This is a genomic window from Enterococcus caccae ATCC BAA-1240 (assembly GCF_000407145.1).
Classification (GTDB): Bacteria; Bacillota; Bacilli; order Lactobacillales; family Enterococcaceae; genus Enterococcus_L; species Enterococcus_L caccae.
In genome coordinates, this window is record NZ_KE136474.1 from 51958 (window position 1) to 67145 (window position 15188).

Sequence of the window (15188 nt, forward strand, 5' to 3'; positions counted from 1 at the left end):
AAGCTGAACACTTCTGTCACCTCCTCTTTTATGTTCATCCTTTTTTCGTAAAACTACCGTACTTTTTAGAATTTAAACGAATTACTCGTTTCAGTATTTTTCACTAATTTACAATGGAAATCTATTTTAAAACGGTGTACAATAGAAAAGGAAATGAAAGTTTCAGAAACTACAACTCAAAGGAGAGCTATACATGCCAAAATTAGTATTTTCTCGTCATGGACTTAGTGAATGGAATGCGTTAAATCAATTTACAGGTTGGGCTGACGTAGATTTAGCACCAGAAGGTGTTGAAGAAGCAATCGAAGGCGGCCGTAAAATCAAAGAAGCTGGAATTGAATTTGATGTAGCTTATACTTCTGTATTAACTCGTGCTATCAAAACATGTAACTTACTTTTAGAAAACTCAGATCAATTATGGGTTCCACAAATCAAATCTTGGCGCTTGAACGAACGTCATTATGGTAAATTACAAGGTTTAAACAAAAAAGAAACTGCTGAAAAATATGGAGATGACCAAGTTCACATTTGGCGTCGTTCTTACGATACTTTACCTCCATTGATGGAAGCCACGGATGAAGGTTCTGCAGCAAACGATCGTCGTTATGCAATGTTAGACCAACGTGATATTCCAGGCGGAGAAAACTTAAAAGTTACTCTAGAACGTGCTTTGCCATTCTGGCAAGACGAAATCGCGCCTGCTTTACTAGACAACAAAACTGTTTTAGTAGCAGCTCACGGTAACTCTTTACGTGCTTTAGCTAAACATATCGAAGGTATTTCAGATGAAGATATCATGGATCTTGAAATCCCAACAGGTCAACCACTTGTTTACGAATTAAACGATGACCTAACAGTAGCGAAAAAATACTACTTATAAAAAAGTTGAGCCCGGGACAAAACTAATTTTTAGTTTTGTCCCGGGCTCTAAAACCGAATAAACGGCGAGAAAAAAGCAGCTCCTTCGGAAATAAGCTGGAATTCACAAAAATTTGAAGAGCAATTTTCGTAAATCCCCTCTTATTTCTCGGAGCTAAACACTTTTGTCTCGGCCTCTTTTTAGTTCTCTAAGTTTTCTTTCAAACGTTCAAGCCAATTGGCGATAACTTCTCGCTGTGTCACAAATTCAAAATCAGACATATTATATTGAACGTAGTAACGTCCATCCACAAAGCGTACCATGATCGAAGATCGTATCTTTTCCTCCAATGCATCCTTTTGCAATTCTTCACGGTAAAATATCCAACTTGTCGCCGAAACATCCTCAGAATTCTGTAAATCTGTTTGGATAATCTGACTAATCGTCTCTATTAAATCAATTTGCTTTATATCTTTAAAATAAGCATACCAAAGCGTCCGATTTTCAGAATACGTTTCATCAAACAACTGCTTCATAGAATCATCCCCTTCTTGAATTTTTAATTTCAGTTATAAAAAGCTAGATTCAGTCAAACATTCACGGTAAATCGCTTCAACATCTGATTCAGCTAACGGAACAAACGCATCCGTTTTGATTGTACTGTGTGCAACTGCTTGTTTCGCCATTTCACCAAATTTTTCCTCGTCGATTCCGACAGCTGGCAATGTCATTGGAATGTCACAAGCTTTGAAGAAATCATATGTTGCTTGAATGCCTTTTTTCGCTGCAAGCATGGGATCTTCTTCAGTGATTCCCCAAACGTTACGGGCAAACTGAGCAAATCTAGCGACTGTTTGTTCTGAAAGAACATAATTCATCCAGCGAGGGGTTAAAATAGCCAATCCAATTCCGTGAGTAATGTCATAAAATGCGCTTAACTCATGCTCCATCGCATGACAGGACCAAACACCATGTTTACCATTTCGCGTTAATCCATTTAACGCTAAACTACTTGACCACATCAAGTTCGCGCGGGCATCATAATTATCAGGTGTTTCTAATGCAATCGGGCAATTCTTGATTACCGCACGCATCAAACCTTCTGAAACAAAGTCTTGTACATCCGTTCCTTCCGTGATATTGAAATAACTTTCGAATAAGTGGCTTAATATATCAGCAGAACCTGCCGCTGTTTGATAAGCAGGTACAGTAAATGTCGTGGTCGGATCTAAAAATGACACTTTCGGCATCATCGCTGGCCCACCAACACCTAATTTTTGGTTTGTAGCTAAATTGGTGATTACGGCACCAATATTCATTTCACTCCCTGTTGCCGCTAAAGTCAAGATCGTAACAATCGGTAATGCCTCACCTTGAAATCCTTTGCGTCCTGCTATCACTTCCCATGGGTCTTCATCACTGTAAAAACCTGCCGCAATCACTTTAGAACAATCGATCGTCGATCCGCCACCTACAGCTAAAATGACATTGATCTCATTTTCCCGGCATAATGCTACGCCACGACGAACTGTTTCAATTCGAGGATTGGGCTCTACACCGCTCAATTCCACCACTTTATTTCGATTCTTTCCAAGTAAATCAATCACTTGATCGTATAAGCCGTTTTTTTTAATACTGCCTCCGCCATAAACGAGCAATACATTTTTACCATATACGTCCAGCACATCTGTTAACTCTGTGGTCAAACGGTCTTTCCCAAAGCGAATATCTGTCGGTACGTAAAATCTAAAATTATCCAATTTTTCTTCCTCCGTTCAATTTAGGTTTCTTATTATATGATAGTCCATCAAAAAGGAGTGTCAAGAAAACAGTTCTTTAATTCTGCTCGATTAAATCATAGTATAAAAACAGCTCCATCTATAATCAGGAGCTGTTTTACTTACTATTTTTATTAACTGTTGATTGCTGTTTCTAGACCGACTTCGATCATATCATTGAATGTTGTTTGACGTTCTTCGGCAGTTGTTTCTTCGCCTGTTACTAAGCTGTCACTAACCGTCATGATCGCCAAAGCTTGCACATCAAATTTAGCTGCTAAATAATATAACGCCGCAGCTTCCATCTCAATTGCTAAAACGCCTAATTTCCCTAATTCAAAAACGCCATCCATACTATCTTTATAAAAGACATCATCAGATAAGACATTCCCTACGTGAGTTACGAACCCTTTTTCTTTTGCTGTTGTATAGGATTTCAATAGCAAATCAAAATCAGCGATTTGCGGAAAGTCGTACTTAGGAAAATCATTGCGGATCATTGACGATGGTGTAGCAGCTGCTTGTGCAATCACTAAATCTCTTACATGTACTTTTTCAGAGATCGATCCGCAAGTACCAACACGAATCAATTTTTTCACGTCATAAGAGTTGGTCAATTCATGGGCGTAAATAGTCGCAGAAGGCATCCCCATCCCTGTTCCTTGAACAGAGACACGTTCTCCTTTATACGTACCTGTATAGCCTAACATTCCTCTGACTTGGTTATAACAGACTGGATTTTCTAAAAAAGTTTCCGCGATGTATTTCGCACGTAACGGATCTCCTGGTAATAAAATTTTATCTGCGATTTCACCTGGTTTTGCTTCGATATGAACGCTCATATTTTTTCTCCTTTATAATAACTCTTTTATAGTTCAGCTAATGTTGCTTTGATCAATTCTTTAAACTGAGCCTTAACACGTTCTGTTGTTTCAACAACTTCCGCATGGTTCAAGCTACTTTGCATACCAGCAGCTAAGTTTGTGATACATGAAATCCCTAAAACTTTCAAACCACTATGTGCTGCAACAATCACTTCTGAGACAGTCGACATGCCAACTGCATCGGCTCCCATCACACGGGACATACGAATTTCAGCTGGTGTTTCATAGGTTGGACCTGAATAGCCCATATAAACGCCTTCTTGTAATGGTACATTTTGTTCTTTTGCCACTTTTTTAGCAATTTCAAAGTAAGCAGGCGTATAAGCATGACTCATATCTGGGAAACGAGGACCCATCGCTTCGTCATTCTCACCAATTAGCGGGTTATCGCCTGTAAAGTTGATATGATCTGTGATCAACATCAAATTACCTGGAGTGAAGTTTTCGTTCACACCGCCCGCAGCATTTGTTACGACAAGCGAATGTGCTCCCATTGCCGCCATCACACGAACTGGATACGTCACTTTTTGCATTGAATGACCTTCATAATAGTGGAAACGTCCTTGCATAGCCAAAACCTTTTTTCCAGAAAGTGTACCATAAACTAATTTACCAGCATGTCCAACAACCGTTGAAACTGCAAAGTGGGGAACTTCTGAAAACGGAATAGCAATCGCATCTTCTACTTCATCTGCCAACTCCCCTAAACCAGAACCCAGAATCAAACCAAAATCAACTTCTCCAACGCCTTTTTCTTTTAAAAACGCTGTTGTCTCTTTTAACATTTCACCTAATTTTGTCATTATGTCTCTCCTATACCAGTTTATTTAAAAAGCTTTCGCCATTTTCTGTTTTTGGAACTGCAAAGTTTTCAGCCACAGTCGCTGAGATATCTGCATAATGACCTTGTGGCAAGCTGCCTTGTCCATTCATTTTTTTGCTGTAAACTAACAATGGAACATATTCTCTTGTGTGGTCAGTTCCAGGGAAAGTCGGATCATTTCCATGGTCGGCTGTGATCATCAACAAATCATCTTCTTCCATTGCATCGATGATTTCTGGAAGTCTTAAATCAAAAGCTTCGATTGCATGTGCATAACCGACTACGTCACGACGGTGACCATATAATGCGTCAAAATCAACCAAGTTAGTGAAACTCAAACCTTCAAAATCGCGTTTCATCACGTTAAGTAATTGATCTACTCCATCCATATTGCTCTTCGTACGAACCGAATCAGTAATGCCTTGACCGTTGAAAATATCATTGATTTTCCCAACTGCAATGACTTCTTTTCCATTTTCCTTCAACGAATCCAGCACAGTATGACCGAATGGATCTAGCGCATAGTCGTGACGATTGCTTGTTCTAGTGAAATTACCTGGTTCCCCAACATACGGGCGAGCGATGATGCGACCAATCATATAGGGTTCATCTTTAGTAATGTCACGGACATACTGACAAATACGGTATAATTCTTCTAAAGGAATGATTTCTTCATGAGCTGCGATTTGTAATACTGGATCAGCGGATGTGTAAACAATCAAGTCCCCTGTTTCCATTTGATGTTGTCCATAATCATCAATGACTGCTGTACCACTGTATGGTTTGTTACAAACAATCTTACGGCCAGAAAATTCTTCGATTTGTTTTAATAATTCTTCTGGAAATCCATCTGGAAATACTCGGAAAGGTTTTTGAATATTCAAGCCCATAATTTCCCAGTGTCCTGTCATCGTATCTTTCCCTACCGAAATTTCTTCTAATTTTGTCGCATACCCTTTATGGTCGGCTACAGCTTCAACATTATGAAGAGGAGCAATTGTTCCCAGGCCTAGGTTTTCTAAATTAGGAATCGTCAAACCTGCTTCTTTTGCGATATGACCTAGTGTATCACTACCTACATCACCAAATTTTTCAGCATCTGGCGCTTCACCAATACCGACTGAATCCATTACAACTAAATGCACACGTTTAAACATAACCATCCTTCTTTCCTATTCTTTTAAAAGCTTTACCTGTTCATTCTGTAAAACCAGAGTGCTAATTATTTATAAAAAGGGCACGACTTAAGATAACTTCCCATAGCCCGCCCTTTTATACTAACTTTATTTTGATTTGATATAATTTTTCCCAATCGCTTTTGGTCCAGAAGCTTTTCCTAAGAAAACGACTAAAACGATAATGGTCAACACATACGGTGCTGCTTGTAAATAAACCGCCGGAATTGATGAAATCACTGGTAAGTTTGATCCAGCAATACTGATATTTTGAGCAAAACCGAAGAATAAAGCTGCGCCCATCGCACCTAGTGGATTCCATTTACCAAAAATCATCGCTGCCATCGAAATAAATCCTTGTCCAGCAATTGTTGTAACAGCAAAACGTCCAGCAATCGTTTGTGCAAAGACCGCTCCTCCGATTCCGCCTAAAAATCCAGAAATCAAAACGCCAGCGTAGCGCATTAGATACACATTGATTCCTAACGTATCCGCTGCTTGAGGATTTTCCCCCACTGAACGAAGACGTAACCCAAAGCGCGTTTTAAACAACACAAACCATGAAAGAATCGCGACTAATATTGCTACAAATGCAGGTAATGTTGTTTGTTTGAAGAATAAATCTCCTAAAATTGGAATATCCTTCAAAATTGGAAATGAAAAATAACCAAACGATTCAGTGATTGTATCTGTTTGACCTTTTCCATAAATGACTTTGATCAAGAAAATGCCTAAAGCTGGTGCCATCAAATTGACAACCGTTCCACTGATAATATGATCCGCTCTTAAATTGATCGTTGCTACTGCATGAAGCAGTGAAAACAACATGCCCACTACACCACCGACTAAACAAGCTAGCCAAGGCGTTGCTGCACCAAATGTTTCAGCAAACGTCAAATTAAATACGACTGAACTAAAAGCACCCATAACCATGATACCTTCTAGTCCTACGTTTACAATACCACTACGCTCAGAAAATGTCCCGCCCAAAGCCGTGAAGACCAAAGGAGTGGAATAAACCAACGTTTGTGTAATAATCGGCGCTAATACAGCGATTAATGCAATATTCATTAGATTTTTCCTCCTTCTTGACTTGTTTGGTCTGATTTTCCATCTAATTCTTCAACGATTGCCACTTCTTTTTTATTGCCTGAAGCTTTCGCTAACACAAATCGGATAAGATAACTGATTGCCACAAAGAAAATAATCGCAGCAATGACAACATCCACTAATTCGATTGGAACACCTGCACGAAGCGGCATTCCTTGACCACCAAGTTTCAGTACACTGAAGAGGATCGCCGATAAGAATATTCCGACCGAACTTCCTGCCCCCAGCAAGGAAATCGCCATTCCATCAAATCCAATACTCAAGGAAGATCCTTGAACAAAGAAGTTGCCGAATGTTCCTAAACCTAGAACAACGCCACCAAGACCAGCTAGTGTTCCAGAGATCACCATTGACATCACGATTGTCCGTTTACTACTCATCCCAGCATATTCTGAAGCGAATGGATTCAAACCAACTGAACGAATCTCGTAGCCCAATGTTGTCTTCTTCATAAGGAACCAAATCAACACTAAGAAAATAAGGGCCATAAAAATCCCGATATTCAAACGAGAGCCACTACTCAACTCTTTCAAAAACCCTGTCCGCAAACTAGCATTTTCTCCAATTACTTTTGTTATCCCTTTATTAGTCATCAAATCTTTTGACATCACATTATTCACAATATGCGTACTTGTATAAAGAAAAACATAATTCAACATGATCGTAACAATTACTTCACTTGTCCCAAAGAAGGCGCGCAATAATCCCGGAATTGCAGCTGCCAAGGCACCAGCTAAAGCACCAGCGAGAACAGCTAACGGCAAAACAACCATCCGAGGAGCATCTGGCATAGATAAAGCCACCCAAATACTTGTCACCCAGCCACACAACGCTTGACCTGAAAGTCCGATATTAAAGAATCCAGCTGAATTTGCTACTGCAAATCCTAAAGCTGTAAAAATCAGTGGTCCAGCTGTTACGAAAATTTCACCAATACTCTTGGGGCTTTGAAAAGCAGTCTTAAGCATCGCTTGATAGCCCGTAATCGGATCTTGCCCTGAAATTAACATAATAATTGCACCAAGAATAAAACCCATCAACACTGATAATATAGGAACTAAAATATTCCGTAGTTTTTCTGATTGATTATTCAACTGCCTCACCTGCCTTTTGATTCAATTCGGCTCTAGCTTCTTCTAAAGAATAACCAGCCATCAATAATCCTAACTCATTTTCACTTGTTTCTTTTGGATCAACGATGCCGACGATCTTTCCTGCATGAATAACAGCAATACGATCCGAAACATTTAAAATTTCATCTAATTCAAAACTAACGACTAATACCGCTTTATCTTTATCTCGTTGTTCAATCAAACGTTTATGGATGTATTCAATCGCTCCAACATCCAATCCACGGGTTGGTTGAGAAACAATCAATAAATCTGGATTACGATCGATTTCTCGAGCAATGATTGCTTTTTGCTGATTTCCTCCTGATAATGCTTTAGCAGGAACCACTTCATTTACTGTTCGTACATCGTATTCTTCGATCAATCTACGTGCATATGAATTGATTTGATTATAATTCAATACACCATTTTTACTTAACGGTTTTTTATAGTATGTTTGTAATGCAATATTTTCAGCTAATGTCATATCCAGAACTAATCCGTATTTGTGACGGTCTTCTGGCACATGTCCAACACCTGCCTCTGTGATTGTACGAGGATTTTTATTCGTGATCGCTTCCCCTTTAAGTTCAACCGATCCGCTTTCTGCTTTCCGCAATCCTGTCAAAGCTTGGATCAATTCGGTTTGACCATTACCATCGATCCCGGCAATCCCAACTACTTCACCTGCACGTACATCTAAGCTTAAACTTTTGACCGCTTCTAACCCACGACTTTCTTTAACGACTAGATCTTTAATTGAAAGAACCACTTCTTTAGGTTCGGCCGCCTTCTTTTCTGTTTTAAATGAGACAGAACGCCCTACCATCATATCTGCTAACTGTTGCGAAGATACGTCTTTAACATTCACTGTATCGATACTTTGCCCTCGACGAATCACGGTACAACGATCGGCTACCTTTTTGATTTCATCTAATTTATGCGTAATCAAGATGATCGATTTGCCCTCTTGAACAAGCCCACGCATAATGTCAATCAATTCATCGATTTCCTGAGGTGTTAAAACTGCAGTCGGTTCATCAAAAATCAATACGTCCGCCCCACGATACAACGTTTTCAAAATTTCCACACGTTGCTGTGCACCAACCGAGATATCACGAATGTAAGCACTTGGATCTACTGACAACCCATATTGCTCAGAAACCCGTTTGATCTCTGCTGTTGCTTTTTTGCGATCTAACACACCAGCATTCGTCGGTTCGCTACCGAGAATAATGTTTTCTGTTACCGTAAAGGCATCTACCAACATAAAGTGCTGATGGACCATTCCGATTCCTAAACGATTTGCTGCAGTTGGTCCATTGATCGATACTTTTGAACCATTCATAAAAATTTCACCTGATGTTGGTTCCAGTAAACCTGATAAGATATTCATCAAGGTTGATTTACCTGCACCATTTTCTCCAAGCAATGCGTGGATTTCTCCTGGCCGGACAGTTAAATTAATATTATCATTGGCCTTAAAAGTTCCGAACTGCTTCGTGATATTGCGCATCTCAATTACATAGTTTTCCTGAGCCACATTTTTCACTTCCTAACAATTTAATCACTTACATTTACATCATCTATTAATACGGGACTTCTAAAAAAATTAAAGTAGCTTTTAGGCTCTTAAAGAAAGAAAATGAGTGATTTGATCATTCGTTTTCTTTCTTTAAAGGCTTAATAAAATCTTAGCGCTGCTACAAACGCAGCGCTAAGCAGTAAGTTCTATTCTTTTACGTCTTTTGGTACTTCTGGAACAGTGATTTTTTCAGCGATGATTTCTTCTTTCGCTGCATCAACAGCTTTTTGTGCTTCTTCTGACAAATATCCTTTTGTCAAATCAACACCGCCGTCTTTCAAACCGTATACTAAGTGTTCGCCACCAGGGAATTTATCTTCTAATGCACGATTAGAGATATCTTGTACCGCAGCTCCTACACCTTTAAGAGTTGATGTTAAAGTGAAGTTATCTTCTTTACCGTCTTTTGTTTTGTATTTACCTTCTTTGTCTTGGTCACTATCTACACCAATAACCCAGACTTTGTCTTTCGAACCAGTTTCATTCAAGTCTTTTGCTTCTTGGAAGACACCTTGTCCTGTACCGCCTGAAGCGTGGAAAATAATGTCTGCACCTTTTTGATACATAGAAGCAGCTAATGCTTTCCCTTTAGCAGGATCACCAAATGAAGCAGCATATTCGATTTCAACTTTGATTTCTTTGTTCAATTTTTTCGCAGTATCGACAACACCTTGGTGGAAACCAGCTTCAAAACGGTCAATAACCGCGCCTTCTTCACCACCGATAAATCCTACAGTGTTTGTTTTTGTTGTATGTGCTGCTGCTACACCAGCTAAGTAAGAAGCTTCTTGGTCTTTAAATGTAGCAGATACTACGTTGTCTTTTCCTTCTATAACACTATCTATGATACCGAATTGTGTATCTGGGTTCGCATCTGCTGCTGTACTGATAGAATCAGCTAATAGATAGCCAATACCAAAAACTGTTTTAAATCCGTTAGAAACTGCTGTATCAATGTTTGTTACATATTCTGAAGCATCGTTTGATTGAATATAATCAAATCCTTCTGCTCCTTTTTTAAGATCATGTTCTTTCCCCCAAGCTTGTAAACCTTCCCAAGCTGATTGGTTGAACGAACGGTCATCTACCCCACCAATATCAGTAACGATAACAACGCTATGATCAGCGTCCCCACCTGCTGATTTTCCACCTGTTGAATCTTTTTTACCTCCACCACATGCCGCTAATGCAACTGTTAATGCTAGTGCAGTCAAGCCAAAACCAAATAATTTTGCTTTTTTCATCTCTGTAAAGCCCCCTAAAATAGTTTTATATTTTCAACAGCCGGATGACTGAATGAAACAAGATAATAGTGAAACAACTCTCTCTTCGGTCGTCTTGTAGTTTTCAACATCAAATCACTTTGTTCATTGTGTTTCTAAGCAAAGCGGAATGAACCGCTCAGACCTCGAACAACCAAAGTAGGTACCTTTTTACATCAACTCTTTTCATTCGTTGTGTATCAAGGCAATTAGGAAAATGATAGAAAGATGTTTTTTATCTTTCTAGCATTTTGTCTATTTGCTGAGAGGTTTGGTTCATGTAGCTGGATCTTGCAATGCCACATGTACAGTAGTGTAGCTAGATCTTATAAATCTTTTTCCGTAAATGCATACGGCAATAACTCACCGACAGTCGTCTCTTTCGTTACGCCATGTTCGCCAACTAAAGTAACTGGCATTTCAGGCGCGCAAAATTCAGCCATCACTTGGCGGCATGCGCCGCACGGAGAGATCGGATCAGGTGTATTTCCTGCAATTACTAAATGATGGAATTCACGTTCACCTTCTGAAACAGCCTTGAATATGGCCGTTCGTTCTGCGCAATTTGTCAATCCATAGGATGCATTTTCGATATTGACGCCTTGATAGGTTTTGCCTTCTTTGGTAACCAGACACGCTCCCACTGGAAAGTGAGAGTACGGCACATAAGCTTTTGTTAATGCATTATCTGCGATAGCTAACCATTCTTGTTTTGCTGTCATTTGTCCGCCACTTTCTTCTTTAGATTAATAGCCTACTCCTGTCGATCCTTCCATGATCGCAACCCCAGCACTTGTTCCGATACGTGTTGCTCCTGCATCGATCATCGCTTTAGCTTCAGCCTCATTATGAATACCACCTGATGCTTTAACGCCCATATCTGGTCCCACAGTTTCACGCATTAATTTAACATCTGCAACAGTGGCTCCACCAGTTGAAAAGCCAGTTGATGTTTTCACAAAATCTGCACCTGCTTCTTTCGCTAGTTCACACACTTTGATTTTTTCATCGTCTGTTAACAGCGCTGTCTCAATAATCACTTTGACTAAAGCTTTCCCTTTAGCTGCTTCAACAACTGCTTGAATATCTTTCAATACTTTTTTGTATTGCTTAGATTTCAACGCACCTACATTGATGACCATGTCAACTTCTGTTGCACCATTATTGATTGCATCTGTCGCTTCGTATGCTTTTACTTCCGACGTGTTGGCTCCTAAAGGAAATCCAATTACTGTACAAACATCAACTGATGTTTCCGCCAAATGTTCTTTTGCTAGAGCAACCCAGCAAGGATTGATACAAACTGAAAAGAATTCATATTTTTTAGCTTCTTCAATAATCCGTAAAACATCCTCTTCTTTCGCGTCTGCTTTTAAAATAGTGTGGTCAATCATTTGATTTAATTCCATTATTTTTTACACGTCCTTTATGCTGTTATTATATCATGAATCAGCTCAGGTTCAGTCCCAGAACTGCCGATTTCGATATTTTTATATAAAAGTTCTTTTACATTCTCAATTGATTCTGAATTGGCATAAATAGTTAGCAATGATTCTCCCGCTTCTACTGGCATACCAACCTTTTTATGCAACTTAATGCCTACTGCATGATCGATTGAATCTTCTTTCGTTGCTCGTCCTGCTCCTAAAAGCATCGCTGCAATTCCAATTTCATTTGCTACAAGCTTTTGAACAACTCCAGATGTTTTTGCAGGTAGCTCTATCTGATAGTTCGCAGTCAGTAAACGCTCTGGTGTGTCGATGATACTGTCGTCACCACCTTGATTACGAATCATTTCTCTGAATTTTTCCAACGCTTTGCCGGATTCTAGCGCTTCTTTTAACATTGCTCGAGCTTCATCTAATGTCTCGGCTTTTTTAGCTAAAACAACCATCTGGCTCCCTAAGATATAGCACATCTCCATTAAGTCTTCCGGCCCTTTACCTTGAAGAGTTTCAATCGCTTCAACAACTTCTAAACTGTTTCCAATTGCTTCCCCTAATGGTTGGGACATATCTGAAATCACTGCCATTGTTTGACGATTGGCTAAACGTCCGATCCGCACCATCGTTTCAGCTAAGCGACGTGCTTCATCAATATTTTTCATGAAAGCACCTTCACCTGTTGTTACATCTAATACGATTGCATCAGCGCCTGCTGCAATTTTCTTACTCATAATCGAACTTGCGATCAACGGAATTGAATTGACTGTGGCCGTAACATCACGCAATGCATATAGTTTTTTATCGGCCGGAGCTAAATCACCAGATTGACCAATGACTGCTACATGACTTTCATTTACTAAACGAATAAACTCTTCATCTGGAATTTCAACATGAAATCCTGGTATCGCTTCTAACTTATCAAGTGTACCGCCTGTATAGCCAAGCCCTCTACCAGACATCTTAGCCACGCTAGCACCAACACTTGCAACAAGAGGTGCTAAAATCAATGTCGTTGTATCGCCAACTCCGCCAGTAGAATGCTTGTCTACTTTGATTCCTTGAATCGACGAAAGATCGATCATCTCACCAGAATTGGCCATCGCCAACGTCAACGTTGTAATTTCTTCATCCGTCATATCTTTGTAAAAAACAGTCATCAAGAACGCACTCATTTGATAATCCGGAATATCGCCTTTCGTGTAACCAGAAATAATAAATTGAATTTCTTCGTCTGTTAATACCTGTCCATCTCGTTTTTTCTCAATCAAATCGACCATTCTCATGCTTTTCTTCCTCCGAATCAATCCCCAAGGATGTATTATACACTAAAATCATTCAGGTTAAAACCTTTTAGTAAAACAGTTTACTAACGCTTTCATATTTTGAAAACGCTTATAACACGAACATTAAATCAAATTACTCCGATTGTCAATCGATTTCGTACTATTTCTTAAAATAAATGTTGTATCAAAAATTTTATTCGGTACTTTTTTCTCTGGATCGTTGATTGACTCTACCAAAAATTGTGCTGCATAAAAGCCAATATCAAAGCTTGGTTGATAAACGGTCGTTAAGCCTGGAACTAAATATTCCGATATTTCTAACCCATCAAAACCGATAACTGAAATATCTTCTGGGATTTTCTTACCGCACTCTTCTATTGCTTGATAAGCCCCCATTGCCATTTCATCATTTCCACAAAAAATAGCAGTAAGTTCTGGATTTTTCAGCACATTTTTAGCCGCTGTATACCCACCGCCTAAATTCAGATCGCCATTACTCATATATTCTTCTCTGACTGGGATACCATGATCCTTTAGTGCATGCTGATACGCAGTCACTCGCTCTGTCAACTGATAATAACCATCATTTTCTTTCAGCATAGCAATGTGCCTATGCCCTTGTTCAATCAGCGAACAAACAGCTTGGTAAGCGCCCTCATATTCTTTGACAATCAAACGACCATTTTCCCGAGGGTTGATCCCACGATCGACCAAAATCACTGGAACTTTACGTTTTTTCTTATTCCGCAGAATGTGATCCTCGGGTAAAATATTCGGTGTTGCAAATATAATCCCATCAACGGAACGATGAACTAGCTCTGTGACGTATTGCGTCGCCTTGTCTTCATCATGCTTAGAATTACATAGCAAAATCATATACCCCAAGGAATTCAAATACGTTTCCACTCCTTCAATCACTTTGGCAAAGAAAAAATCGGTCACATCAGGCACGACCATGCCAATTGTTTTCGAGTGTCGAGTGATAATGTTGGATGCAAAATAATCCGGTTTATAATCATATTCTTCTACCACGGCTAAAACCTTATTTCTTGTTTCCTCACTAAAACGACTACCTTTATCATTGATGATCTGCGACACTGTTGTTACTGAAACTCCTGCCATATCTGCAATTTCTTTAATCGTCAATTTCATCCTTCATTCTCCCTTTATTGACAAGACCTACCAAAAAATGTCAACGTTTTCAAAATAGATTTTGAATGACTCTAGTTTAGCAGAAATTTATAGAATAGAATAGCTTAACCAAAAAATCCCCACTACTTCGCGACAAAACAGCCTGATCACCCACCCATTCTCGACATCCACTCAACCTTTGTCAGCAAGCGAGTTAAACTATTTTTACCAGTTATTTGTCAACATTAAAAACCCCGGAATCCAACAAGTGACAACTCCTTCAAAAATCGCAAAATACAACACTGGTTTGCCTATTTTCTTTTTCAACACATACTCAATAAATCCTGTCAGCCATAAAATCCCCCAGGATAACCAAATCAAGGCAAAACGCCAATCACCATCTACAGCATAGGAAATATAAGCTGCCGGAATTGTATTTACTGCAACAAACAAGGCAAATATTCCATAGATACGCATATCCAAATCAAAGACATAGATCAAACCGACCATCAAATAAGTAAAGGCAAATAAATAGCCTGTTCCAGCATCATAATAAGCACCTCTGAACAAATAAATCGTATTAATGATAAATGATAAACTCCCTGTCATCAAATTGATCAAGCCTGTCGATTTTTTGTCTACCCCAGCCAATCCGCAATACCCATTACTGATCAACGTGATTGCGACGAACAATAACCCTACTCCTAACACAGCATTCCCTCCAATAATTTATCAAAAAGACAA

15 protein-coding genes are annotated in these 15188 nt (G+C 39.2%); 1 reads left to right on the forward strand and 14 read right to left on the reverse strand.

The features are described from left to right. Positions 1 to 193: 193 nt before the first annotated feature. Entirely contained in the window at positions 194 to 880 is a 687-nt protein-coding gene (gene gpmA, locus I580_RS10740; protein WP_010770613.1) for a 2,3-diphosphoglycerate-dependent phosphoglycerate mutase, read from the forward strand. Between the two features lie 179 nt (positions 881 to 1059). Here gpmA and I580_RS10745 read toward each other — a convergent pair whose 3' ends face one another. From I580_RS10745 to I580_RS10810, 14 genes are all read right to left on the reverse strand, one after another. Continuing rightward, positions 1060 to 1395, reverse strand: coding sequence for a hypothetical protein (locus I580_RS10745; protein ID WP_010770612.1), 336 nt, complete (start codon positions 1393 to 1395; stop codon positions 1060 to 1062). A 33-nt stretch (positions 1396 to 1428) separates the two neighbouring features. Continuing rightward, positions 1429 to 2619 carry an iron-containing alcohol dehydrogenase gene (locus I580_RS10750; RefSeq protein WP_010770611.1) on the reverse strand — a complete coding sequence of 397 codons (1191 nt, stop codon included), beginning with the start codon at positions 2617 to 2619 and terminating at the stop codon, positions 1429 to 1431. A gap of 152 nt (positions 2620 to 2771) precedes the next feature. Then, the gene (deoD, locus tag I580_RS10755) at positions 2772 to 3479 is read right to left on the reverse strand and encodes a purine-nucleoside phosphorylase (RefSeq protein WP_010770610.1); all 708 of its coding nucleotides are present in this window, start codon (positions 3477 to 3479) and stop codon (positions 2772 to 2774) included. A gap of 26 nt (positions 3480 to 3505) precedes the next feature. Further along, positions 3506 to 4324, reverse strand: coding sequence for a purine-nucleoside phosphorylase (locus tag I580_RS10760; protein WP_010770609.1), 819 nt, complete (start codon positions 4322 to 4324; stop codon positions 3506 to 3508). Positions 4325 to 4334: 10 nt separating this feature from the next. Next, complete coding sequence (deoB, locus tag I580_RS10765; RefSeq protein ID WP_010770608.1) at positions 4335 to 5501, reverse strand: phosphopentomutase; 1167 nt, start codon at positions 5499 to 5501, stop codon at positions 4335 to 4337. A gap of 126 nt (positions 5502 to 5627) precedes the next feature. After that, entirely contained in the window at positions 5628 to 6590 is a 963-nt protein-coding gene (locus I580_RS10770; RefSeq protein ID WP_010770607.1) for an ABC transporter permease, read from the reverse strand. After that, entirely contained in the window at positions 6590 to 7723 is a 1134-nt protein-coding gene (locus I580_RS10775) for an ABC transporter permease (protein ID WP_010770606.1), read from the reverse strand. The genes I580_RS10770 and I580_RS10775 overlap by 1 nt, the downstream gene beginning before the upstream one ends. Continuing rightward, on the reverse strand, positions 7716 to 9281 hold the full coding sequence (locus tag I580_RS10780) for an ABC transporter ATP-binding protein (RefSeq protein WP_010770605.1): 1566 nt from the start codon (positions 9279 to 9281) through the stop codon (positions 7716 to 7718). Before I580_RS10780 ends, I580_RS10775 begins: the two co-directional genes overlap by 8 nt. Positions 9282 to 9469: 188 nt before the next feature. Further along, complete coding sequence (locus tag I580_RS10785) at positions 9470 to 10567, reverse strand: BMP family lipoprotein (protein WP_010770604.1); 1098 nt, start codon at positions 10565 to 10567, stop codon at positions 9470 to 9472. A gap of 344 nt (positions 10568 to 10911) precedes the next feature. Continuing rightward, on the reverse strand, positions 10912 to 11307 hold the full coding sequence (locus tag I580_RS10790; protein ID WP_010770603.1) for a cytidine deaminase: 396 nt from the start codon (positions 11305 to 11307) through the stop codon (positions 10912 to 10914). Positions 11308 to 11331: 24 nt separating this feature from the next. After that, on the reverse strand, positions 11332 to 11994 hold the full coding sequence (gene deoC, locus I580_RS10795) for a deoxyribose-phosphate aldolase (protein WP_034859988.1): 663 nt from the start codon (positions 11992 to 11994) through the stop codon (positions 11332 to 11334). Between the two features lie 17 nt (positions 11995 to 12011). After that, entirely contained in the window at positions 12012 to 13313 is a 1302-nt protein-coding gene (locus I580_RS10800; RefSeq protein WP_010770601.1) for a pyrimidine-nucleoside phosphorylase, read from the reverse strand. Positions 13314 to 13436: 123 nt separating this feature from the next. Next, positions 13437 to 14465 (reverse strand): LacI family DNA-binding transcriptional regulator, encoded by a 1029-nt coding sequence (locus I580_RS10805; protein WP_010770600.1) that lies wholly within the window; start codon positions 14463 to 14465, stop codon positions 13437 to 13439. 204 nt (positions 14466 to 14669) lie between these two features. Continuing rightward, a complete protein-coding gene (locus I580_RS10810) occupies positions 14670 to 15155 on the reverse strand; it encodes an AmiS/UreI family transporter (protein ID WP_010770599.1) in 486 nt (161 codons plus the stop codon). Between the last annotated feature and the right edge of the window lie 33 nt (positions 15156 to 15188).